Origin of the sequence: Sporosarcina luteola (assembly GCF_023715585.1) — a bacterium.
GTDB lineage: Bacteria > Bacillota > Bacilli > Bacillales_A > Planococcaceae > Sporosarcina > Sporosarcina luteola_D.
Window position 1 is genome coordinate 1,849,362 of sequence record NZ_JAMBOK010000001.1, and the last position, 23,373, is coordinate 1,872,734.

Sequence of the window (23,373 nt, forward strand, 5' to 3'; positions counted from 1 at the left end):
GCATCATTTATTCGATAAAAACGGAAACTGTATCGCCGTCTGCCGACTTGACGTCTACGATTTGTCCGTCCAGTTCATTATCTATCGCTTCAATAAGTACATCAATATCAATGTCTTTCACGTACTTTTCGGACTGGGGAATGTTCCCCGCAATGTTATGGCCCGCCTTCAGCAGAACTTTGATCAGCTTAATTGGCAGATTGACAGAAACATTGTCATTATCGGCCGACACGACTCTGATTTTCAATGTCTTATCCGAATATGCAGTCGGCTTGGATGAAGGTCCACTCCCGGATTCCCTGTTTTTCAATACTGCGATAAGCTCTGACGCATTCTCCGCATCCACTTTCCCCTCTTGGACCATCGTCAACACTTTCTCAATTTCCGTTTTCATCATGAATTCCCCCTATTCATCTTTTAACAGTTTTATTGCTTCTTCCGGAGTAATTTCTCCGCTTTCCAGCATAGCGACTACTTTCTTCTATCCACCTCGTTCTTCTTTTTTATCTCATATCCGAGCGAACTGACAACTTCATTCAGTTTACCTCGGACAGTCGGATACGAAATTCCAAGTTCCTTTTCAACTTCTTTAATATTCCCCCTGCACGCCAAAAACACTTCGACAAAATGGAGCTGTTCCCCCGACAACGCTGCCAACTTGGACAGCTCAAACTCATTTTCGATGGACGTATGGCATCGGGTGCAATGTAGCTTGGTGACTTTCAGCGTTTCACTGCAGACAGGGCAATGACTAATAACCGGATATGCCATAATTATCTGAATTCCCCTTTCATTGCATCCATCATATCCCATTCTTTTTGAAATAGCAAGCGTGATATTAATTATTTTAATCCAGTTATCAATAATCTTAATTAACAGGTTTAATTTCATTATCATTTTCAATGAGTAAATAAAAAAGGTAAAGGAGATTTTTCACCCCTTCACCTTTTTGTGTAAGTAGAGAATTTATTTTTCACTCGTTTTCAATCAACCATTGCTCATAGTAGGCATCCAGTTTTTCCTGAAGTGATTTAATCTTCTCTACCCTTGATTCGTAATCGTTCGGGACAGCTTCACTCGATAATTTCTTTTCCAACCGCTCAATTTGGATTTCCAGAGCAGCAATTTCTTCTTCCATACTCGTTTCCCTATGAAGTTTTGGCTGTTTGTCGACAGGCATCTTCTTCGGAGGTTCGGCGACTTCCGATTGCTCCATTTCGTTCCATTTCTGCCTCGCCCAGTCGAAAGGGCCTTCGAACATCGTCATTTTGCCTTCTTCCAGCCATGCTGTGCGGGAAAATAATTTATTCAAGAAGTAACGGTCATGCGAAACGGCGAGGAGCGTTCCCGGAAAATCCTCCAATGCGTCTTCCAGCACTTCACGTGATTCGATATCCAAATGGTTTGTCGGTTCATCTAGCACTAAAAAGTTCACGTCCTGATGCATCAGTTGAGCGAGCCGCAATCGCGTACGCTCGCCGCCGCTCAAATCACCGATCCGCTTAAACACATCCGGTCCGTAAAACATGAACTTCGCGAGTATATGCCTCGCTTCGCCTTCCTCCACGCCGACCTCTTTCCGGAATACGTCAAGCATGCGGGCTTTCGGATCCTCAATAGCAAAATGCTGCGAGAGGAAGCCTACCTTCACATTGCTTCCCAGTTTGCATACGCCTGCGTCAGGGGCAAGCTCGCCGAGAAGCATCTTCAGAACAGTCGATTTTCCGCTTCCATTCCGTCCGACAATCGCAGCACGGTCTTTCCAATAGACTTGCAGACTCGCCTTCCGCAACAATTCGTTTGCACCGAATGATTTCACTGCTTCTTGCAAGATGACGACTTCCTTGCCGCTTCTCGGCGCCGCCTCAAAGGACAATGCCATTTTCCGGGGATCGATCAAAGGCTTCCGCAATTTCTCCATCCGTTCCAGCGCCCGCTCCATATTCCTTGCTTGCCGGTGCAACCCCGCATTGGGAGGATTCGCCTCATTCGCCCATATCCGAAGCCGCTTGATCGCTTCTTTCATCTTCTTGATCTTCTTTTGCTGTTCCTCATAGTCTTGGAATTCGCGTAGAAGACGCTCTTCCTTTTCTTGGACGAATGAACTGTAATTGCCGTAGTACAGATACAGCTCCCCATCTTCAAGATCCGCTATCTTTTTCACGACGTTATCGAGGAAGTAGCGGTCATGTGAAACGATGACAACCGTCCCCGTGTAGTCCGTCAAGTACGCTTCCAGCCATTCGACCGCGAATAAATCCAAATGGTTCGTCGGTTCGTCTAAGAGAAGTAAATCCGGTTGGGTAAGCAGGAGTTTGCCTAACATGATTTTCGTCTGTTCCCCGCCGCTCATCTGACTGAATTCCTGCTCGACAAATGCTCGTAATTGAAGACCGTTGATGATCTTTTCAATTTCCGAATCTATCGCGTATCCATCACGCCTGACAAATTCATCCTGCAATTGGCCGTATCGAAGAAGCAGACGCTCCATGTCCACCGTATCTGGATTCGATAATTCCATTTCCAGTTCAGACATTTGCCGTTGAAGGGACTTCAGTTCCTCAAACGCACTTTGGAGCACATCGTAACCAGTCATCGGTTTGTCGAATGAAGGGATTTGTGATAAATAACCGATTTTAGCTCCCTTTTTGAAATGGATGCGTCCAACATCCGGTTGTTCGACAGCTGCAATGAGCTTGAATAACGTCGTTTTCCCGCTTCCGTTCCGTCCGACGACTCCTAGCTTGTCACCTGTCTTGATTTCCATTGAAAGATTTTCAAAAATGGTGTTGCCACCTAACATTTTGCTTACTTGTTGTATTGTACAGATCATTATTTTCCGCTTCCTTCCATCCTGTTTTCACAGCTAGAAGCGCACAAAAAAAAGACTGCGTTTAAGCAGTCTTCCCCCTAAAAATATTGCAAGGAATGATGTGCTAAACAGCTGTGTGATTACTGAAATTGTCTAAAAAAGGGCATACGTATCCCGTTGAGCGCAATTTCATGAGTAATCGCACATGAAGTGGCTAAATATTCCAATAGACTTACACGTGCATACACAGTGTCCAACATCATTCCTCACCTCCGTCCGATTAATAGTAAGAATAGTTTAGCACGACTCATTCGTTTTCACAATTGATTTTTTCTTTTTACATTTCCGGATTTGCGACAAAGCCCACGAAGAAGACAACCCCAGTTTTATCATGCGTAATCGCAATGAAAAACGGGCGGTTCACATCCATGACGAAAGGTTCGTCTGGCGGTGCAGAAGTGGGCTCCATTAGCACGCCTGTCACTGCAGCAGCTTTCGTTCCTTCTTCATTCACATCAATGTACGTCTTTTGCTTTACTTGGCTAATGAGTAGCGAGGCATCGCCTTCAACCATTTTGCTGAAATCAGCCATGTCCGTAAATGCACTTGCCATGCCGAGGGCTTCCAGCGCTTCATTCAGCTCTGTTTCATATGACAATTTGAACTTCGGCAAAAGGATTGTTCCTCTCATGCTTTTCATTTCTGATTGGATTTCTTCCCATTTTTCACTGGATAAAGTGCTTTGAAATTCCTCTAGACCAACGACTTCATTCGGCAGGACGACTGTCATGCTCATTTCACCATCCGCATATGGAAGTTGAATTGCCTGGTATTCACTGTTCGCCATGTAAAATAACTTTTTCTGCAACTTCATGAATGGCACTTCTTTTTCGGTTCCGTTCATCAAATGGAAGTCTCGATTTTCTGTATCTTTCTTATCAAAAGGGAATGTCCAATCACCTTTGAAATAAATAGCATTCAGCAGCATGGCTACAAGATCTTCGTCCAATGGTCCATCTACCATTTTGTCGATCTTGCCATTTGTCGCCTTTTCAACCCAGTCATTGATGCGTTTGGGCGAATTGTTGCTAGTGATGTCGATTTCCTCGATTTTTGCATTGAAATAATCCTTTGTCAGCTTGGCAAATTCGTCTTGGAACGTGTATTGATCGTTTAGCCATATGGAGTTTGCGACTTGAAGTTGAATGGCGTCGTTGTCTTTATTCAACATCGTCATGAGGGACGCGTTCGCTTTATTCAAATTCATCGGATCTATCCCTTCCGCTTGCAAGGCTTTCGCGATTTCTTCCTTCGTCACCCCATCCGCTCCGTTATACACCATTGCCAAAGCCATCAAAAGACTCGTCGGGGAAATGAAAAGATTCCCGTCTTCATCCGTTTCAATTTCATTTAGTAATTTAAATCCCAATTCATTGTTCGGTTCAACAATTGTTTTATAATCCATCTTTCCGAATTCAACTCCTTCGGCAATTTGAAGACTGCCTTGATCGGAACTTGTTCCACAGCCCGTCACAGGCAGCAGGAGGCTCATTCCAATGAGAGAGGCAACAATTTTTCGTTTCATGATGATCACCATCCTTTGTTCATTAGACATTACGGGATTGGAAAAAGTTACAACCGAAGTTCTGCACGAGTTTCGTGGTGGTTTGCGCGAGTTCGAGTAAGTTATGCTCGAGTTTGCATTAGTTATGCTCATTTTGTGATCTTTGGCCTTCTCCACTCTATAAAAGTTCGTTTATTAAACCTGAGGAGTAATCATAAATCACACCGAACCGCTCATAAAAACCGATATGTGATCATAAATCACAATAACCGCTCATAAATCCCGATAAGTGATCATAAATCCCACCAACCGCTCATAAACAGCGGATTTCCCATTCAAAAACGCCAAAAGCTCAGAAGCTTGTGGCGTTTTCTATCACTTATTCACTCAAACGGCCATTCCGGCAGCATATTGCTCAATTTCTTGTCTTCTCGATAGCCCAATACATATTCCGCCTGCATAATCGTATGGATTTCGCGCGTCCCTTCGTAGATGACCGGTGCTTTCGAGTTGCGCAGGAAGCGGGCGACCGGGTATTCATCTGAATAGCCGTAGGCGCCGTGGATTTGGAAGGCGTCGTCTGCGGCTTTATTGGCGAAATCGCATGCTTGCCACTTCGCAAGAGATGTCTCGCGTGTGTTGCGCAATCCTTTATTTTTCAATTCACCTGCACGGTAGACAAGGAGGCGGCTCATTTGGTAGCCTGCTTCCATATTGGCGAGCATTTGTTGGACGAGCTGGTGCTTGCCGATCGGTTTGCCGAATGTTTCACGCTCGTGGCAATATTTCACGCTTTCCTCGATGCAGCCCATGATCAAACCGACTGCGCCTGCCGCCACCGTGAAGCGTCCATTATCGAGTGCGGACATCGCAATTTTAAATCCTTCGCCTTCTTCACCTAACAAGTTCGCAGCTGGGATGCGCATGTCTTCGAAGAACAATTCTCCCGTATTTCCTGCCCGGATGCCGTATTTACCTTTAATCGCCTTCGATGAAAAGCCCGGCGTCGTTCGCTCGACGATGAATGCGCTAATGCCATGATGTTTCTTCGACTTATCCGTGTAAGCGAAAACAAGGAAATGATCCGCGACATCACATAAAGAAATCCAAGTCTTTTGCCCGTTGATGACATATTCATCCCCATCGCGCACCGCAGTTGTTGCCATAGCTGCAACATCCGAGCCAGCTCCTGGTTCCGTCAGTCCGAATGCGCCGATTTTCTCGCCCTTCGCCTGCGGGATCAGAAATTTGCGCTTCTGCTCTTCCGTTCCCCATTGCATAAGCGTCATGGAATTCAGGCCGATATGGACGGAAACCGCTGTCCGGAACGCTGTATCTCCGCGCTCCAACTCTTCACATAAAATAGCGAGCGAATTATAGTCCATTCCGCTCCCGCCATATTGTTCGGGAACACATACGCCCATGAATCCTAAGTCGGCGAGCTTCTTCCAAATGGCCGGATCGAATCCGCCCTCCGCATCCCATCGCTGGATATGCGGCATGATCTCTTCATCTACGAATTGACGCACCGTCTTACGCAGCATTTGCTGTTCTTCTGTAAACCCAAAATCCAATTCCCACAACCCCTTCCCCGCTTATCATTTACACATGCGCCTCTTGCGTTCTTACCGTTTCCTCAATGACAACACCGCGTTTTTTCATTTCTTCAATGTATTCAGCGCCCGGAACAATATTTTCCGGCGGATGGACGCCGCGTTTCGTGATCGTCCCGTTTCCGATCATTTGTGCAACAATTGAAATCGTGTTTGCCGTCGCACGGGCCATCGCCGTTTCATTCACCGTCAAATCCTTTTTCGTCACCAGGTTGTATTCATACGTTGCCGGCATCCCGTGCGCCTCTCCGCTCACGATCACACGAAGAAGGACGGCATCGGATTTATCGCCCAATCGTAATTGCGGTGAAAGCTGTTCACGCATGACATCGCGGACTTTAACTCGCTTATCCCCGACATTCACTTCGTTGTCGCGTGACAATAAACCAAGGTCGACAAGCAATTGGAACTTCTCGGCATGCCCTTTATACCGGATCGTCTTATATTCAAGCGTCTGTACATCCGGGAACGTTTTCGTCAACGTCGATGTGCCTCCGGATGTGTGAAACGCCTCCAACTCACCGAATTCATCGAAATGGATTGTTTCCACTTCGGATAATGAAGGGACTTCAAGGAGCTGCCCATTGCGGATGACGTGGGACGGGTCCGTATAATGATCGAAAACGCCTTCGAGCGAAAACACGACATTGTAATTAAGCGGTGGCTCCGGCTTTACTGGGATCCCCCCTACATAAAGCCTGATGCTTTCAACTTTGTCGAGCTTGCCCGCGCCGTAGCCCGTCAAGATGTTGATCATTCCTGGTGCCACCCCTAGATCAGGAATGATCGTAACCCCTTTCCCAGCCGCTTTTTGCGCCAATCCAAGCACAGCATCCGTCGCACCGCCGATATGTCCGCCGAGATCGATGGAATGAACACCGATTTCCACTGCGGTCCGCGCGACCTTCTCATTGAACGTGTAGAACAGCGCATTGATGACGACATCCCCAAGCGCCATCACTTCCTGCAATTGAAGATCATTTGTCGCATCGAGCTGCAAAAGGTCCAGCTTGTCGGACAGTAACTGCTCCGCGAAATCTTCTGCCTGCTTCAAATTCAGGTCGGCCAAATACACTTTTGTCACGTCGTTGCTTTTTACAAGATCGCGCACTGCTTCTTTCCCCATTAAGCCTGCGCCTAATACAACCACTTTCATGTGAACATCCCCTTTTATTCCGAATTAGTCCGTATCGATTTGCGCCCGTTGCAGCTTACCGCTGAAGTCGACGTAAATGCTCTTCCACTCCGTGAATACATCAAGCGCTGCTACGCCGGAATCTCGGTGGCCATTGCCTGTTCCTTTCGTACCTCCGAATGGAAGATGGATTTCCGCTCCCGTCGTTCCTGCATTTACATAGACGATTCCGGTGTCAAGATCCCGTTGAGCCCGGAATACTTTATTCACATCCCTCGAAAAGATCGAACTGGACAAGCCATAAACGACACTATTGTTCACTTCAATCGCTTCGTCGAGGCTTCCGACTTCAATTAGCGATACAACCGGTCCGAAGATTTCCTCCTGCGCCAAACGGCTATCCCATTTAACGTCCGTGAACAATGTCGGTTCGAAATAGTGGCCTTTCGCGAATTCCCCTTCCGTCAGCACATTTCCGCCCGCCAACAGCTTCGCGCCTTCCTCTTTTCCGATTTCGACATAGCTCTGGATTTTATCCAATGCCTTACCATTGATGACCGGCCCGATTTTCACAGACTCGTCCAAGCCGTCCCCGATCGTCAAATGCTCCATCGACGCTAATAATTTCGTTTCCAATTCTTCCTTAACATCTTTATGCACGATGACCCGGCTGCATGCGGTGCAGCGTTGGCCCGCAGTTCCGAACGCACTCCAAAGGATCCCTTCCACGGCCAGGTCGATATCTGCATCATCCATGACGATGACTGCGTTTTTCCCGCCCATTTCAAGTGACACTTTCTTTAAGTGGCGACCGCCTGTTTCCGCAACATGGCGACCTGTTTCGGTCGATCCCGTGAAGGAAATGACACGGACATCGGGATGCTCGATCATCGCTGTTCCTACTTCAGATCCTGAGCCGAACACGATATTGGCGACGCCTGCAGGAATTCCGGCCTCTTCGAAAATCTTCGCCATTTCATACGCCATCATCGGCGTTTCCGTAGCAGGCTTCCAAACAAATGTGTTCCCTGCAACCATTGCCGGGAAGGACTTCCATGTGGCAATCGCCACCGGGAAGTTCCACGGCGTGATCAAACCGACGACCCCGATCGGTGCGCGGACGCTCATCGCGAATTTATCCTGCAGCTCGGAAGGGACCGTTTCCCCAAACAGCCTGCGCCCTTCCCCTGCCATATAGAACGCCATGTCGATCCCTTCCTGCACTTCCCCGCGGCCTTCCTCGATGACTTTTCCCATTTCCTTCGTTAACACTTGCGCCAAATGCTCTTTCCGTTCCTTCATGAGATTGCCGATTGCATATAAGTAATCCGCCCGCTTCGGTGCAGGAACAAGTGCCCATTTTTTCTGCGCTTCCTTCGCCGCCTTCACAGCCAGATCTACGTCTTCACTTGTCGATAAACGTACTTGCGCCAGCTCTTCCCCATTTGCCGGATTCGTGACAGCTGTATACTTCGCTCCACCGCTGTCCTGCCAAGATCCCCCGATAAAGTTGTTCAATTGCATGTCTTCATTTCCCCTTTCCAACACGAACTATTTTACAACTGCTTACAGTCTATTAATTTCGACATTATCTTTATGAATCCCTTCTTTTGGAAGGAAAAATAAAATCCCGTACAGGTCACCACCTGTACGGGATCATTCATTTTTTTTGCGCTTCCGCAATATAGGATTTCAATGTATCCACATTCTTCATCATTGCCGAAACGGATACGCCAAACATTTTCGCCACTTCCGCCTGTGTAAACTCGGCATCTCCCAATACTCCGGCTTCGTGAGCCGTTTTAAAGAGGGAGGCAGCGAGAACTTCCGGCTTCCGGATGATGGGTTCCTCTTGAAGGCAAAAGATTGCAAAGACGAGTTTCACCAAATTTTTCATCGGTTCCTTGACGTTAAATTCATCCAGTTTTGATAAAGCGATATCCAACACTTCTTGTTGGGGTTCCGTCATGGATTTTTCAACGTCCGGTACGGCCAATTCCTCGGAACGGGGTTCATGTACACGCGTCAGCAAGAGGTTATAGACATCCATCATATATTCTTTAAAGAAACCTAAGTTGGCCGCACCCCCCCTGGATTCGGCGAATTCCATGATCTGCCGCTGGACGGAACCAGACCGATCGGCTACACGGTATAATCCATTGAGCAAATATGTATTCGCTGTGGGTTTCCGATCATCATACAAAGCGATGCCGAATAAGATATCCCCAACCATTAATTCTTTACTAGGAGACAACGGTAGTATGTACGTATTATTATCCAAAATCTGATCCACAGTTACCGTTTTTTCGGAAATTCCGTTCACTTTTCCAAGCAAAACGATGGGGTCATTCCAATGCTTCAGAAGCCGTCGGGTATCCGACCGTACAGTGCCACTCAACTCTTTCATTATATGACTTCTCCATAAGTCGAGCCGTTCAATGAACAAATAATATTCCCCTGTTACCTGTTCGATCTCTTTGCTGCTGAAAAACCTGCCGAGACTGGAACGCCATTCCTTCTCATATCGGCCGTACTCTGCGAATTCAGCGGGGAGGCTGATCGTATTTTCAAAATAGCCGGAGACGATCCTCCTTAGCTCATTATCAACCAAGTGCTCATTTGAAATATCGGTCTTCAAAGAGCAGCATCTTTTATATTTCTTACCGCTTCCACACGGACAAGGAGAATTCCTTCCAATCAATCCGCTCACACCTTTCTACTTAATTATAGCAAAAGACGGTGCAGGAGACTATTCCTGTACCGTCTTTGTTTCTATCAATTCACTTTCAGCCGGTGATTTCTTTTCTTCAAACTTCGGAGGACGGACCCTTTTCACAAAGAGAGTGAGGATCAATGCGGCAACGGAAATGAAGGTAGCAATCAAGAATGAGTAATTGATGCCGTCCAGCATCGCCTTCAAACCGATTGCATGCTCCATCGCTGCCATTCCATCTTTATCGGCAGGGATATTCCCGCTAGCCGCTGCATCGTTGAAAAGGGTTTCTCCAGAGTTTTCCATTCGCTTCGTCATAATCGTAAGAAGAATCGCAGAGCCGATCGCCCCGGAAACTTGCTGCAATGTATTGTTCATCGCCGTGCCGTGAGGGTTTGATTTCATCGGAAGCTGGTTCAGACCGTTCGTCATGATCGGCATCATGACCATCGACATACCGAACATCCGAATTGTATATAGAGCCATCAAGTAGTAATATCCTGAATCCAATTCAAGGCGGCTTAAGTAAAACGTCGTGATGACGGTAATTACAAGCCCGGTGATCGCTAGGATCCGCGCTCCATATTTATCGAACAGCCGGCCAGTGATCGGCGACATGATCCCCATCAGAACCGCGCCAGGGAGCATCAAAATTCCCGCCTCGAACGGTGAAATTCCGCGCACTTCCTGAACATAAAGCGGCGTCAAGATCATCCCGGAAAACATCGCCACCGACAATACGATGGAAATAACAGACGCAAGTGCGAACATCGGGTATTTATAAATCCTGAAATCCAACATTGGAACTTCCATCCGCAATTGGCGGATGATGAATACGATGAGTGAAACCGCTCCGATACTAATCGTTCCGTAAACGAGCGGATCACCCCATCCTTTTTCTCCCCCAGCCGAGCTGAATCCGTATAACAAACCGCCGAAACCGATTGTCGATAAAACGAGGGAGAAGACGTCAAGCTTCACCACTGTATTCGGCGTAATATTTTTTAGCTTCCAGAGCGCAAAGACGATTGTCAGAATCGCAAACGGCAACACGATTTCAAAAAGCGTGCGCCATGAATAATGCTCGACAATCCAACCCGACAATGTTGGTCCGATTGCCGGCGCCGTGAACATGACAAGTCCGAACATCCCCATCGCTGCTCCCCTCTTCTCAATCGGGAAAGCGACGAGCATGACGTTCATCAATAGCGGCATCATCAAAGCAGAACCTGAAGCCTGGATCATTCGTGCCGCGACGAGCATTCCGAAGGTCGGTGCAAAGATGGCAAGAGCCGTACCGATCGTGAACAACGTCATCGCCGTCAAAAACAGCCGGCGGTTCGTGAATTTCCGGACAAAGAAAGCACTTGCCGGAATCATGATCCCATTTACAAGCATATATCCGGTTGTCAGCCATTGAACGGCTGAAGGTTTTACCTGAAACTCATTCATAATAACCGGCAAAGCAATATTCAATAATGTATTGTTCAAGATTGCGACGAACGCCCCGAAGAATAAAATCGCTATCATTCCATAAGGAGGCTTTTCGTGCATTTTATTAATATCCACTTCCAAGTAAAGCTCCCCCATTCACTCTTAGTCTTTTTAACACATTTTCATATTTTATACCCTATGTCCAAAATAATCAAATCAAGAAACCGTTTTCATTAAAAAATAGTTTTCGACACTGACAAATCAATAGTATGAATGGTAAAATCAGTTTAGACCAACAGTACAAATTCGGAATATTAAGGGTGATAGAAATGAATGAACGTAAACGCCAAGTCATGCTATTAGCTAAAAAACTATTTATCGATAAAGGATTCACAGCTACGTCCGTTCAAGACATTTTGGAAGAAGCAAAGATTTCCAAAGGGACGTTTTATAATTATTTCACATCTAAAAATGAATGCCTTATGGCCATTTTAGAAGATGCCCATAACGAATCGGTCATCAGAAGACGCGAACTTCTCGTCGGGCATGATAAAAAAGACAAAGACATCTTAGCCGGTCAGATCCTCGTCCGGATGCAAGTGAACCGGGAACTGAATCTACTTCCAATTTACGAGGCAGTTTTTTATTCGACCGATGAAGAGCTCCGGAATTTCGTGAAAGCATACTACTTGAGCGAGTTGAAATGGATTGCCGGCCGCCTCGTAGACGTCTATGGCGAGGAAGCCAAGCCTCATGCCTTTGACTGCTCCGTCATGACGCTCGGGATGATCCAACAACTGAACCATTTCTGGAAAGCCGGCTCATCCAAGGACCTCGACATTGAAAAACTTGTCCATTTCACGTTCCGAAGGATGGACGCGCTCATGTCCGATATGATTAAACAGAAGGACGTACTGCTAGAACAACATATTTTCTCGTCATTAGAAATCCCGGCTGGAGATCTGAAAGAAAAGCTTCAAAAAGACCTGCTAGACCTTAAAAAGAAATTAGAACAGGAGCAAATTGGAAGCTGCGTAGACTATGCAGACTTCCTACTTTCCGAATTGCAGTCCGATAAACCAAGAGTATCCCTTTTGGAAGCCGTCGGCCGTTCATTCCGCGAAGAAAGCAATGGCAAGCTGCTGGCTCATCGTGTAAATGAAGTCATATTCCTGCTATGGAAATATATTGACTCGATTAAAACAAATTCATGAAACTTTTGAAGCCTACTGCCGTACAAGTAATCAGCAACTAACTATTAGGAGGCACTCTATGAACAACCACGAAATCGATTTCAAATTGTACGGAGACGATATGCAATTTGTAGAAGTGGAATTGGATCCAGGCGAAACAGTTGTCGCTGAAGCTGGTTCATTGATGATGATGGAAGATGGGATTGAAATGGAGACGATCTTCGGAGACGGCTCCGGAAATTCCGGAGGAGGCATCATGGGCAAGTTGATGGGAGCTGGTAAACGCCTGATTACGGGAGAAAGTTTATTCATGACGACCTTCACTAATATTGGATCAGGTAAAAAGCATGCCTCTTTCGCAGCCCCGTATCCAGGAAAAATCATCCCGATGGATTTAAGCCAATATAACGGCAAGATCATCTGTCAAAAGGATGCGTTTTTAGCTGCAGCAAAAGGGGTTTCTGTCGGAGTTGAATTCCAGAGGAAACTTGGCGTCGGCTTTTTCGGCGGCGAAGGATTCATCATGCAGAAACTTGAAGGGGACGGCATGGCTTTCGTGCATGCCGGTGGAACAATCATCGAGAAGACCCTTTCTCCAGGCGAAACGTTGCGCGTCGATACAGGTTGCCTCGTCGCCATGACACAGGACGTCAACTATAATATCGAAATGGTAAAAGGCGTCAAGACAGCATTGTTCGGCGGCGAAGGATTGTTCTTCGCAACACTGCGAGGACCGGGAAAGGTATGGATCCAATCACTGCCATTCTCTAGACTCGCAAGCCGTGTCTTCGCAGCAGCACCTCAAATGCCAGGCGGCGGCTCGCGCGATGAAGGCAGCATCGCAGGCGGATTGTTCAATATATTAGGCGGAAAATAAACAAGTAAAACCGGAGCGCCGCAGCGTTCCGGTTTTTTCTTGTGCGAAAAACGCATAAACTTCTATAATCACGCATAAATCCGAGGAATGAAGCATAAATCGCGAATTTGACGCATAAATCGCTAAATCGACGCATAAACGCGACTAGACGCGCATAACTTCACAAATCGACGCATAACCGCTCCCAGATGCGCATAAATCTCCATAAACGCTCATAAATGATTTCTCGTAGGGTGTTAGAACGCTACATTGTTCATTCACGGCGGCCTTACCCCACGACCAGTTCTCCCTTTTTCCAAACCTTATCGACATGGTTCACGCCGAATAAATACTGCAACTCCTGGTAGTTCGAAATATTCCACATGACGACATCCCCTTGCTTGCCGACTTCGAGCGAACCGACTTTGTCCTCCATCCGGATGGCGCAAGCGGCATTCATCGTCGCCGCAACAAGCGCTTCTGCAGGAGTAAGCCGCATTGAAATGCACGCCAAGTTCATGACGAGCGGCATCGAAGTCGTCGGCGACGAACCAGGATTGCAGTCCGTCGAAATGGCTACGGCAACGCCTTCATCGATCATTTGTCGCCCTTTCGCTGCATCCTCGCGTAAGTACAAAGCAGTTGCCGGCAATAAACAAGCGATGACTCCAGCCTCCGCCATTTGCTTGATCCCTTCATCTGACGCCTTCAACAGATGCTCGGCCGAAATGGCGCCGACTTTCGCCGCTAGTTCTGCCCCGCCATACGACTCAATTTCGTCCGCATGGATTTTCGGAATCAACCCGAGCTTCTTCCCTGCTTCCAAAATGCGTTCGGATTGTTCGGGCGTGAATACACCTACTTCGCAGAACACATCGTTGAAGACAGCTAGCTTCTCTTCCGCAATTACAGGAAGCATTTCGTTGATAATACTATTAATATATTCATCTTCATTGCCTTTATATTCTTGCGGTACAGCATGCGCCCCCATGAATGTCGGAACGAGGTCGATCGGATGAATTTCATTCAACCGCTTCGTCGCCCGCAGCTGCTTCAGCTCCGTTTCCAAATCGAGGCCGTAGCCACTTTTCCCCTCGACAGTCGTCACACCGTGCTTCAGGAACGAATCAAGCCTGCGCGTAGATTGCTCCACCAGCTCATCTTCCGTCGCCTCACGTGTCATCCGAGTGGTCGCATGGATGCCGCCGCCCGCATTCATAATTTCCATATACGTAGCGCCTTCGAGACGCATTTCGAATTCACGCTCGCGGCTGCCCCCATAAACGACATGCGTATGAGGATCAACGAGACCCGGTGTTACGAGACGTCCCGTTGCATCGATGATGTCCGCCTCGGACGCACGTTTGCCGAATTGACGCTCCAATTCCCCGGTCGTTCCGATTGCGGCAATGACACCATCCTCAATCCAAACGCTGCCATCTTCAATAATTCCAAGTTCAGACATTTCCTTGCGCTTACGCGGCGCATTTTTGCCCGCAATCGTCGCTAGTTGTGCTGCATGTTTAATCCAGATTGGTTTCAAGAATTTCCACCTTCCATCATTGGGATGTTAACCCCTTTTTCCTTCGCCGTTTGAATAGCGAGATCGTAGCCCGCATCGACATGGCGCGCGATGCCCATTCCAGGATCCGATGTCAAGACGCGCCCAAGCCGCGCTTCCGCTTCCTTCGTTCCATCCGCAACAATAACCATGCCCGCATGCTGGGAATACCCCATGCCGACCCCGCCGCCGTGGTGGACAGATACCCAAGTCGCCCCGCCAACCGCGTTGATCATCGCATTCAAGATCGGCCAGTCGGAAACGACATCCGAGCCGTCTTTCATTGCTTCCGTCTCACGGTTTGGTGACGCAACAGATCCCGAGTCGAGGTGGTCACGTCCGATGACGATCGGTGCACTTAATTCGCCGCTTGCAACCATGTCGTTGATAATCTTCCCGAAGCGCGCACGCTCCCCGTACCCTAACCAGCAAATCCGTGAAGGCAATCCTTGGAACTGAATCTTCTCCTGCGCCATTTTGATCCAATTGCAAAGATGTGTATTGTAGCTGAATTCACGTAAAATGACTTCATCTGTCTTCCGGATATCTTCCGGGTCTCCGGAAAGCGCCACCCAGCGGAAAGGCCCTTTCCCTTCACAGAACTGCGGACGGATGTAAGCTGGTACAAAACCTGGGAAGTCAAATGCCCGTTCAATGCCTTCGTCTTTGGCCACTTGGCGGATGTTGTTCCCGTAGTCGAATGTGATGGCGCCTTTATCCATCATCTCGATCATCGCTGCAACATGCTTTGCCATGGAAGCTTTGGAACGTTTCACATACTCATCCGGATTCGAGGCGCGTAGCTCCGCCGCTTCTTCAAGCGACATACCGGACGGGATATAGCCATTCAACGGGTCATGTGCAGATGTCTGATCCGTCAATACATCCGGATTGAAACCGCGCGCAATCATTTCAGGCAATACATCCGCCGCGTTCCCTAGCAGTCCGATCGACAACGCCTTCCCCTCCGCCTTCGCCTCTTCCGCTAGACGAATCGCTTCATCGAGAGAATCCGTCTTCACATCTGTATAACGTGTATCAATACGACGATCGATCCGTGTCTCATCGACTTCGATGCCGATACAGACGCCGCCTGCCATCGTGACCGCCAATGGCTGCGCGCCGCCCATACCGCCGAGTCCAGCCGTCAATGTAATTGTGCCACTCAATGACTCTCCGAAATGCTGCTTCGCTAGCTCCGCAAACGTTTCGTACGTCCCTTGCACAATACCTTGCGACCCTATATAAATCCAGCTGCCCGCCGTCATTTGCCCGTACATCATCAAGCCCTTCTTGTCGAGCTCATGGAATGTATCCCAGTTCGCATATGCCGGAACGATATTCGAGTTGGCAATCAACACCCGAGGCGCGTCTGTATGAGATTTAAAGATTGCAACCGGCTTACCCGATTGGATCAATAACGTTTCATCATTCTCAAGCTCCTTCAAAGAACGGACGATGGCGTCAAAGCTTTCCCAGTTACGCGCCGCCTTCCCGATCCCCCCATAGACGACGAGCTTCTCAGGATGCTCCGCCACATCAGGATGCAAATTGTTCATGAGCATCCGAAGCGCCGCCTCCTGCTGCCAGCCTTTCGTATTCAATTCCGTACCTCTATATTGAACTACCTTCTCCACTGTATCCGCTTTCATTTTCTGATGACCTCCCTTTCGTTACTATCATTCTATAAGGAAAGTTCAGTTAATTGTTTATGAATTAATTGCAATATTGGACTTTGTTGACACTCGGAGTATTCATTTGTGAAGTATTTTGATGTTTATTAATAAAAAGCGAACATTCTCTTGAAGTAATCAAGAAACTGCCCGCTTCAATTATTGTTATAGCAACATCCTCAAAAACAATTCGAAATTCACGCCTGCCTCGCTTGGAATCTGTTCCTTCGCTGTCGACTCGATGGCAGCGCTTAGGAATTTCTCCGCACGCACCATTGACTCCTCAATCTCTTGACCACGCATCATACCGCCCATAATGACCGATGCAAATAAATCACCCGTCCCTGAATAGCTCATGCCGTTATACTCCTGGAGACTGTGAAAGGAGCGGGTGCTGTCGATATACATATTACCTACGAAGCGTGTTTCTGCAATGGCTGGAGGATTCAAACCAGTTATGACGAGGCTCGCGCCGGTCATTGACTGTAGTTGGCGTCCTGCCTCCTCGACTGATGCTAAATAATCGTCGTTTGTTTTGTAGTTATGCAACTTGTCATATGACATGCCTGTCAGCAGACAGCACTCCGTGACGTTCGGCGTAATGATATCCGCACGCTTCGCAAGTTCCTTCATATAGCTAATCAGTTCATCGGTGAAAACGTCATACATCTCTCCCCGATCGCCCATCACCGGATCGACAAGAAGCGTCGTCCCTTCCTTGTAAAACGTATGTAAAAACGAGAAGATATTTTCAATCTGCTCTTTTCCTGTCACGAAACCCGTATGAATGCCATCAAAAGAAGCACCCAGCTTGCTCCACTCGTCTGTAAAATGGTTCATCTTGGACGTCAAATCCTCACAATAATAGCTCGGATACTCTGTCTGCGATGTCAAAATGGCAGTCGGGAGCGGTACTGCCTGAACCCCCATGACAGATAAAACCGGAATCGCCGCTGTGAGCGAGCACTTTCCGAAGGACGACATATCTTGGATGACCGCAACTTTTTTCATTCCATTTCCCACCTAACACTATCGGTACTTGCACTTCTTTCATCGTACCACAAGAAGGTAATCGCAAGAATACAGGGACCAACAATTTAATCTGACCTCTACGATTTTTAACGATCTGGCACTTTTGTGATGGTCAGCTCTTTAGTATTATTGAGTTAATCAAAAACTATGAAGCGAGGAAAAGACGCCTATGCAAAATATACAACGAAGCACTCATTCTGCAACACGGGCAAAAACATTCGATTTGGTGCTTACTGCTGTTCTGTCGACGCTTGTCTTAGTGTCAACCGTATTCATCAACATCAAACTTCCGATCGGCCAAGGCGGCTTGATCCACCTTGGGACCGCCGCACTTTTCATCGTTTCGATTCTTTTCGGACCGAAAAAAGGGGCACTTGCCGGAGCTATCGGGATGGGATTATTCGATATTTTCGGCGGCTGGGCAATTTGGGCGCCTACAACCATTGTTGCCCGTGCGCTTCAAGGCTATATCGTCGGTAGGATCGCTTGGTCAAGAGGCCATCAAGGAGATCATCTCGGGCTCAACATCCTAGGTGCCATCGCATCCATTCCAGTCATGCTGGCAGTCTACTTCGTTGGTCAAGGCATCATGTTCGGCAACTGGATCCAGCCGTTCGCATCGATTCCCGGTGACCTCATTCAGAACATCGTCGGTCTGCTGATCGCCATCCCATTATGTGTCGCCTTGAAGAAGACACCGTTCTTCCGGAAGAGATTCTAATGCAAATGCTGTCAACTATAGAAGCAGCGTAGACAAGCTAACGGGTTCTGTTGTTCGGGAGGAAAACCAACGCTAATAACAAACTAGTCGGCATATATATCAACAGTGTAATATCTATATGAAAAAGAAATAAAACGCTCAAATGAGCGTTTTTTTGACGAACTATTTTACTAACTTTATTGAACTAAAGCACCAGTTAGTTTAATAAGACTCATAAAATTGTACTTAGTATAAGCACCTTTTTTTAGTCATCAATGATAGTTTAATGAAAATTAAATGTACCAATGATTGTCTTGCCATCTTGTAAATACAAAGGAGTCGATTTTTGAGATGAGATAGCAGCTAACTCATTTGGCGAAGATATACTTTTGATTTGATATATATATCCTATAACGCCATTTTCACCTTCAGCCAACAATAAATCTGGTTCACCGAGAGTAATCGTATCGTTTCCCATATTTGGACCATATGTTTGTCCATTTTCATTTACTGGATAACCATCTTTTAAAATACTTTCCCTGGATGGAATAACTAATTCTAAGGCATCCTTCTCTATTTCACTGCTATCATTATCTTCTGCCTTTGGCAATGTTTCTTGTTGTGAACAACCAACTAACAAAAGTAACGTAATTACTGCTAAGACTAATAAATTCTTCATCATTTTCTCCCTCCTCGTATAATTAGAATACCTTCTTCTTTCACTAAACTGCCTCTTTAGTTGAACAAGAGAAAAGCCATCTTAGCAACTCCTATCTTCAAGTAAGGCACCCGTTAGTTTAAAAAAATTACGGTTTTATCTAAGCAGTTTCTGAACAGCGTTCGCTTTCCAAATAACAAATCCTGTCAAAGAACCGAGCATATTAAGAATAAAATCATCAATATCAAAACTACCTCTCCTTGTTACTACTTGAACTACTTCAATTACAACTAAAAATATACTCATTGAAATTAGAAAAACACTTATCTTGTTTAACTTTCTTATGTAGTAAGGTAGGTAAATCCCCGCTGGCAAAAACATAAATAAGTTACCAAAGAGATTTTTAATAGGTATATCTATATTCATACTTCCGTCAAACAATGCCCTAATATATGTATTTATAGTTTTGAACGGTACAAAATTAGATGAGTTCTTTATATACTCTTTCATTGTTAAATCAGACCATATAAAGCCTCTTGTGTCTAAGAATAATAGAAATACTAATGCAAATAAATACACCACGAAACTTATATTAAAAACAATCTTTATTATTTTTTTCATTTCATCCCCCACACTTGCTGTTTTATTCTCTCTGTAATTTAGAAAAACTTTAATTCAGTAATTTAAATTAATTTATTTGATATTATTTAAAATTTCTCCTAAAAACAATTACTTCGAAACACTTCCGATAATACCTCCTTATTGAAATAAAGCACCCGTTAGTTGAATAAGAAGTTCTAATTTTCGACTGTTTTTATATCGAATTTCAAATGATCTAAATCCCAAATATCTGCATCAATATTAGAGAAGACAGTTATTTCAAGGTTTTCCCCTATGTTATATTTCTCTACATTATCAACAGGTATTTCGTATACATTTCCTTCTCGTCTACCCTCATCACCCCCGCCATATTCTTTCAAAACCAACATTTCATCTTCAACAAGTATCTCCTCTACTGTACCTGTGAAAGTAAAAATTTCTTGAAAATCATCAGAACAGCCAGCAAAAAATAAACAAATCAATAATATAAAACATATTTTAGTTTTATTTTTCACAATAACACCCCCTTGAAAGATTAGATCTATTACGCACTAAAGTTTCAAATTGATACTAACCTGCTCCGTTAGTTTAATAAGAATTAAGCCCTCTAGCAGCTCAACGATCTTCGAGTAAAGCACCCTTTAGTGAAAGAAGAGACTACCTTTCCAACTCAATATATTCTCTTAATAATTTCCACTCATTATCTTCTTTTCTCCACACAAACATACATTGAGCGGTATAAGCTTCACCATTTATTAAGTTTGTTTCTCTTCCCAAAATTAAATATTCTTCCCCATTTTTACGTTCAGTGAGTGAAACAACTTCAAAACTTTTTTCAGCATTATCCATTTTTTTCAAAACATTATTTAGGTCATAGGTATGGTAGTACATATCAGGTTTATCAATATTTGAATGTGCCCAATAACCCACAAATTTTTCAGACATATAGCTCCTAATTCTATCACCATTTTTGCTGATAAATCCTTCATTCCAAGACTTAAAATAATCACTTAATATTTCCTGTATGTCATCCATTTAGCGTTCCTCCATCTTATATCTGTTTCAATAAAAAACCCTAAATTACCCTGTTAAAACAATTTTTCCTTCTTAAACTAAACTGCCACGTTAGTTAAATAAGTTCGACAAAAAAAGCGTAAATCCTTTTGGACCAACGCTCCGTTAGTTACTCTATTTCATGGACAACTTCTATCTTAAATGCTTCCCAATTAAGATTGTGCTTACTTACCATATCTTGATATATATCTTTTATTTCTTCTTGTTTTTCATCAGTAATTACTTCGTTATCTGGTACGATTACATAAATCCTAATATCATCCATTGCAAAAATCATTCCCATAGTTTGATATTTGTAACCTGCTTTACTCAATTCTTCCCCTACCGAGGAAAAGAATCCTCCCTCTTTAAAAAGAAAATCATTGAATTCAACTAATTCCTTTTGTTCATCCTCAGTTAAAATATGAGTTTCTCTGTCTGCTTTATATTCCTGTAAATTTAAAAATCCAAATGCTAACAAAAGGATAAGAATGCTTACGATGTAAGGAACAATTTTTTTCATAGAACATCTCCTTTGGTTAAGAGTATGTTCGTTAAAATAGAAGAATAACCAACACTTCTTGTTGAACTAACCTACTTCTTTAGTTAAATAAGTAAAAAGAGCCATCTAAGCAACAGATCTTGAAGAGTAAAGCTACCCGTTAGCTCAATAAATTTATTGAAATTCAAAGTCTGTATGAATGTAATAATCTCCATAAAGAGTTCTGCTAGATTCTTTAAAAAATGCTATTTTTACTTCATTTTCACCTATTAGTGTAATCATCCCTTCTGGAGGATTTTCAAACTCTATTTCTTGTGCACTCTCTCTTACTAGTATTTATATCTTTAATAATTTTTTCTATCTTTGATTTGTCGTTAGATTCTAAGACCATAACTCCATCTATTGTTACTTGAACAGAATTATAATCACCATTATTCAGTTTGTAGTTTTTAATAAAATCACTATTGGTGCTGCTGTTTGCACAACCTATAACAAATAAACTAAGACTTAACAGTGTAAAAATAATCAATCGTTTCATATAAAGGCATCCCTCTTTCCTTTTTCAATTAGTCGTTAGTTGCTGTTATTCGTTACAAGGTTGTTATTCAACTAAACTGCTGCGTTAGTTGAAAATCAATTAACGACTTAATCCATTTACCATATTTTGTATTTTACTGTCAATTTCACTATTTAGTTCATCTTCATACGCATAAAACAGCAATACATTATTCACCTCATACACTTTATATCCGACCGTATCCATACTTGCTGTTTTTTCACGCCAATCTTCCAAACCCTTTTCTCGTTCGTCACTTGAATCATAGATATAAACTAATAGCTCTTTTCCATCTAATTCATAAGCAGAAGGTCTAATTCCATTAAGTTTCATACCAAAAATATGATTCCGCATAACTTTGCTATTTTTTAGTGACAATTGCTGTTCTTCAAACGAAGTTAGCACTTCTTCCAGTGTAATTGCATTGGGATCATTTACTTGGCAAGCGGTTAAGAAGAAGACCAGTAACATAAGAATGAAAGCTAATCTTTTCAATAAATCGCCTCCTTGAAATGTTAGACGTGAAGATAATTTATATGTTTCAATTACTTCTTAAACAAACCTGCCTCTTTAGTTCAATAAGAAAAAAGGCTTTACTCCTTCTTGAAGTAAAGCACCCGTTAGTTTAAGAAAAAATCCTATCTAGTTAAAAGTTTTATTCTTGCCATAATTCAAATATAACAACTTTAAGAAACTTTCCTTCTTTGACTTTGATAGCTATTGCTTCCTTTTCATTAATATCGGTTATCTCATAATACTTTGTTCCTTCTTGATATTTATTTGAGAAATTCCCACTTGTGTCAGAACTTTCTTGGTGAGAATAGAAAGTAACCTCGCCAATTTCAGCACCTATTTCCTCTTCATTAACTTCCTCTTCTGTAACAACGTAAGATTCATTTTCCCATTTAACGAATTCAGTTACCCAGCTTGCACTAGAAACAGTTTGTATTTCATTCTCTGATTTTCCATCATCTAAAGAACAACCTGTTAATATAACAACTCCAAGAACTATTACCAGTAAAATCCTTTGCATAGGTACACCTCCGATAACTTAAACATTCCTAGTCTGCTACGTTAGTTCAATAAGAAATAAGCCTTTACACCTTCCTGAAGTAAAGCACCCGTTAGTTGAAGAAGGATTTACAAGTAGGGACATCCTACTAATAACTATTTCTCTAATGACTCTTCGTACTTCTTATGTTCTTCCCTAACAAAGACAATAGCCTTTTCAACAGTTAACATATTTTCCTTGTGCCAATTCCCACCCATTTCTCTTACCAACGGGTGAACCATTCCGATTTTGCTAAAAGTTGCAACATAATCAAGCAATACATTTATTACGCTATCTGTTAATCCCAATAACTGCAAAGCCTTAACAAGCTTTATATCATCCTCGGTAACAGTACCGTAGCGTTCTTTAATAAAATCAAAAGGTTTTGTAGATTTCACCTTATTAATATACCATTCATCGGGTTTAGCTTTATTTTGTCGTTCGTTCCATTCCTTTATTGTTATTCTATTTATTTCCTTAAAACGTTCTTCTGGTGTCTGACCGTTGACTACTTTTTTGAAACGTTTTTTGTCTTTCATCATACTTTTCACCCTTAATGTTAGTTTTTAATAAATGATATTCGATACAGTTTTCATCTTTCCCTTTTAAATTCTTATTGAACTAAACTGCTGCGTTAGTTGAATACGAACATTGAGCTGTCTTAGTA

The 23,373-nt window shown here is 44.2% G+C and carries 24 protein-coding genes and 2 pseudogenes; 3 read left to right on the forward strand and 23 right to left on the reverse strand.

The genetic code is table 11. From position 1 onward, the window contains the following. Nucleotides 1–7 precede the first annotated feature (7 nt). The 11 genes and pseudogenes from M3193_RS09040 to M3193_RS09080 form a co-directional block, all read right to left on the reverse strand. The gene (locus tag M3193_RS09040) at nt 8–394 is read right to left on the reverse strand and encodes an SHOCT-like domain-containing protein (protein ID WP_251626643.1); all 387 of its coding nucleotides are present in this window, start codon (nt 392–394) and stop codon (nt 8–10) included. Nucleotides 395–406: 12 nt separating this feature from the next. Next, nucleotides 407–771 (reverse strand): annotated as a pseudogene (locus tag M3193_RS09045) (DUF2089 domain-containing protein). Between the two features lie 202 nt (nt 772–973). Next, nucleotides 974–2,833: a ribosomal protection-like ABC-F family protein gene (abc-f, locus tag M3193_RS09050; RefSeq protein ID WP_251626645.1), complete on the reverse strand. Its 1,860-nt coding sequence runs from the start codon at nt 2,831–2,833 to the stop codon at nt 974–976. Between the two features lie 119 nt (nt 2,834–2,952). Beyond that, complete coding sequence (locus tag M3193_RS16720; protein WP_353056379.1) at nt 2,953–3,075, reverse strand: RAxF-45 family protein; 123 nt, start codon at nt 3,073–3,075, stop codon at nt 2,953–2,955. Between the two features lie 74 nt (nt 3,076–3,149). Next, entirely contained in the window at nt 3,150–4,397 is a 1,248-nt protein-coding gene (locus tag M3193_RS09055) for a serpin family protein (RefSeq protein ID WP_251626648.1), read from the reverse strand. A gap of 362 nt (nt 4,398–4,759) precedes the next feature. Beyond that, entirely contained in the window at nt 4,760–5,950 is a 1,191-nt protein-coding gene (locus tag M3193_RS09060) for an acyl-CoA dehydrogenase family protein (protein WP_251626651.1), read from the reverse strand. Between the two features lie 28 nt (nt 5,951–5,978). Further along, on the reverse strand, nt 5,979–7,145 hold the full coding sequence (locus M3193_RS09065) for a saccharopine dehydrogenase family protein (protein WP_251626655.1): 1,167 nt from the start codon (nt 7,143–7,145) through the stop codon (nt 5,979–5,981). 24 nt (nt 7,146–7,169) lie between these two features. Beyond that, complete coding sequence (locus M3193_RS09070; protein WP_251626658.1) at nt 7,170–8,648, reverse strand: aldehyde dehydrogenase family protein; 1,479 nt, start codon at nt 8,646–8,648, stop codon at nt 7,170–7,172. Between the two features lie 136 nt (nt 8,649–8,784). Further along, nucleotides 8,785–9,762: a hypothetical protein gene (locus M3193_RS09075; protein ID WP_251626662.1), complete on the reverse strand. Its 978-nt coding sequence runs from the start codon at nt 9,760–9,762 to the stop codon at nt 8,785–8,787. A 3-nt stretch (nt 9,763–9,765) separates the two neighbouring features. Beyond that, nucleotides 9,766–9,834: pseudogene (locus tag M3193_RS16820) on the reverse strand (SEC-C metal-binding domain-containing protein); the annotation flags it as partial. Between the two features lie 39 nt (nt 9,835–9,873). Further along, nucleotides 9,874–11,391, reverse strand: a complete 1,518-nt coding sequence (locus tag M3193_RS09080; protein WP_435372038.1) for a DHA2 family efflux MFS transporter permease subunit — start codon at nt 11,389–11,391, stop codon at nt 9,874–9,876. Nucleotides 11,392–11,600: 209 nt separating this feature from the next. Here M3193_RS09080 and M3193_RS09085 point away from each other — a divergent pair, with 209 nt between their 5' ends. Then, nucleotides 11,601–12,485: a TetR/AcrR family transcriptional regulator gene (locus M3193_RS09085; RefSeq protein WP_251626667.1), complete on the forward strand. Its 885-nt coding sequence runs from the start codon at nt 11,601–11,603 to the stop codon at nt 12,483–12,485. Nucleotides 12,486–12,543: 58 nt separating this feature from the next. Continuing rightward, nucleotides 12,544–13,341, forward strand: coding sequence for a TIGR00266 family protein (locus M3193_RS09090; protein ID WP_251626670.1), 798 nt, complete (start codon nt 12,544–12,546; stop codon nt 13,339–13,341). A 268-nt stretch (nt 13,342–13,609) separates the two neighbouring features. On the opposite strand, the gene hutI is transcribed toward M3193_RS09090, so the two are convergent. The 3 genes from hutI to M3193_RS09105 form a co-directional block, all read right to left on the reverse strand. Further along, nucleotides 13,610–14,863 (reverse strand): imidazolonepropionase, encoded by a 1,254-nt coding sequence (hutI, locus tag M3193_RS09095; protein WP_251626673.1) that lies wholly within the window; start codon nt 14,861–14,863, stop codon nt 13,610–13,612. Beyond that, nucleotides 14,860–16,533 (reverse strand): urocanate hydratase, encoded by a 1,674-nt coding sequence (gene hutU / locus M3193_RS09100; protein ID WP_251626675.1) that lies wholly within the window; start codon nt 16,531–16,533, stop codon nt 14,860–14,862. Before hutU ends, hutI begins: the two co-directional genes overlap by 4 nt. Nucleotides 16,534–16,719: 186 nt before the next feature. Beyond that, nucleotides 16,720–17,565 (reverse strand): pyridoxamine kinase, encoded by an 846-nt coding sequence (locus tag M3193_RS09105; protein ID WP_251626678.1) that lies wholly within the window; start codon nt 17,563–17,565, stop codon nt 16,720–16,722. A gap of 190 nt (nt 17,566–17,755) precedes the next feature. On the opposite strand from M3193_RS09105, the gene M3193_RS09110 reads away from it, so the two are divergent. Next, nucleotides 17,756–18,307 carry an ECF transporter S component gene (locus tag M3193_RS09110; RefSeq protein ID WP_251626681.1) on the forward strand — a complete coding sequence of 184 codons (552 nt, stop codon included), beginning with the start codon at nt 17,756–17,758 and terminating at the stop codon, nt 18,305–18,307. A gap of 262 nt (nt 18,308–18,569) precedes the next feature. Here M3193_RS09110 and M3193_RS09115 read toward each other — a convergent pair whose 3' ends face one another. The 9 genes from M3193_RS09115 to M3193_RS09155 form a co-directional block, all read right to left on the reverse strand. After that, on the reverse strand, nt 18,570–18,965 hold the full coding sequence (locus tag M3193_RS09115; RefSeq protein WP_251626684.1) for a metal ABC transporter substrate-binding protein: 396 nt from the start codon (nt 18,963–18,965) through the stop codon (nt 18,570–18,572). A gap of 135 nt (nt 18,966–19,100) precedes the next feature. After that, nucleotides 19,101–19,565, reverse strand: a complete 465-nt coding sequence (locus M3193_RS09120; protein ID WP_251626687.1) for a VanZ family protein — start codon at nt 19,563–19,565, stop codon at nt 19,101–19,103. A 176-nt stretch (nt 19,566–19,741) separates the two neighbouring features. After that, nucleotides 19,742–20,059 carry a hypothetical protein gene (locus M3193_RS09125; protein WP_251626690.1) on the reverse strand — a complete coding sequence of 106 codons (318 nt, stop codon included), beginning with the start codon at nt 20,057–20,059 and terminating at the stop codon, nt 19,742–19,744. A gap of 142 nt (nt 20,060–20,201) precedes the next feature. Then, on the reverse strand, nt 20,202–20,579 hold the full coding sequence (locus M3193_RS09130) for a DUF4440 domain-containing protein (protein WP_251626693.1): 378 nt from the start codon (nt 20,577–20,579) through the stop codon (nt 20,202–20,204). 148 nt (nt 20,580–20,727) lie between these two features. Beyond that, nucleotides 20,728–21,120 carry a hypothetical protein gene (locus M3193_RS09135; protein WP_251626695.1) on the reverse strand — a complete coding sequence of 131 codons (393 nt, stop codon included), beginning with the start codon at nt 21,118–21,120 and terminating at the stop codon, nt 20,728–20,730. Between the two features lie 277 nt (nt 21,121–21,397). Beyond that, complete coding sequence (locus M3193_RS09140) at nt 21,398–21,637, reverse strand: hypothetical protein (RefSeq protein ID WP_251626697.1); 240 nt, start codon at nt 21,635–21,637, stop codon at nt 21,398–21,400. Nucleotides 21,638–21,736: 99 nt separating this feature from the next. Further along, nucleotides 21,737–22,150, reverse strand: a complete 414-nt coding sequence (locus M3193_RS09145; RefSeq protein ID WP_251626699.1) for a hypothetical protein — start codon at nt 22,148–22,150, stop codon at nt 21,737–21,739. A gap of 160 nt (nt 22,151–22,310) precedes the next feature. Further along, nucleotides 22,311–22,688, reverse strand: coding sequence for a hypothetical protein (locus M3193_RS09150; RefSeq protein ID WP_251626702.1), 378 nt, complete (start codon nt 22,686–22,688; stop codon nt 22,311–22,313). Between the two features lie 134 nt (nt 22,689–22,822). Then, a complete protein-coding gene (locus M3193_RS09155; RefSeq protein WP_251626706.1) occupies nt 22,823–23,248 on the reverse strand; it encodes a hypothetical protein in 426 nt (141 codons plus the stop codon). Nucleotides 23,249–23,373 lie beyond the last annotated feature (125 nt).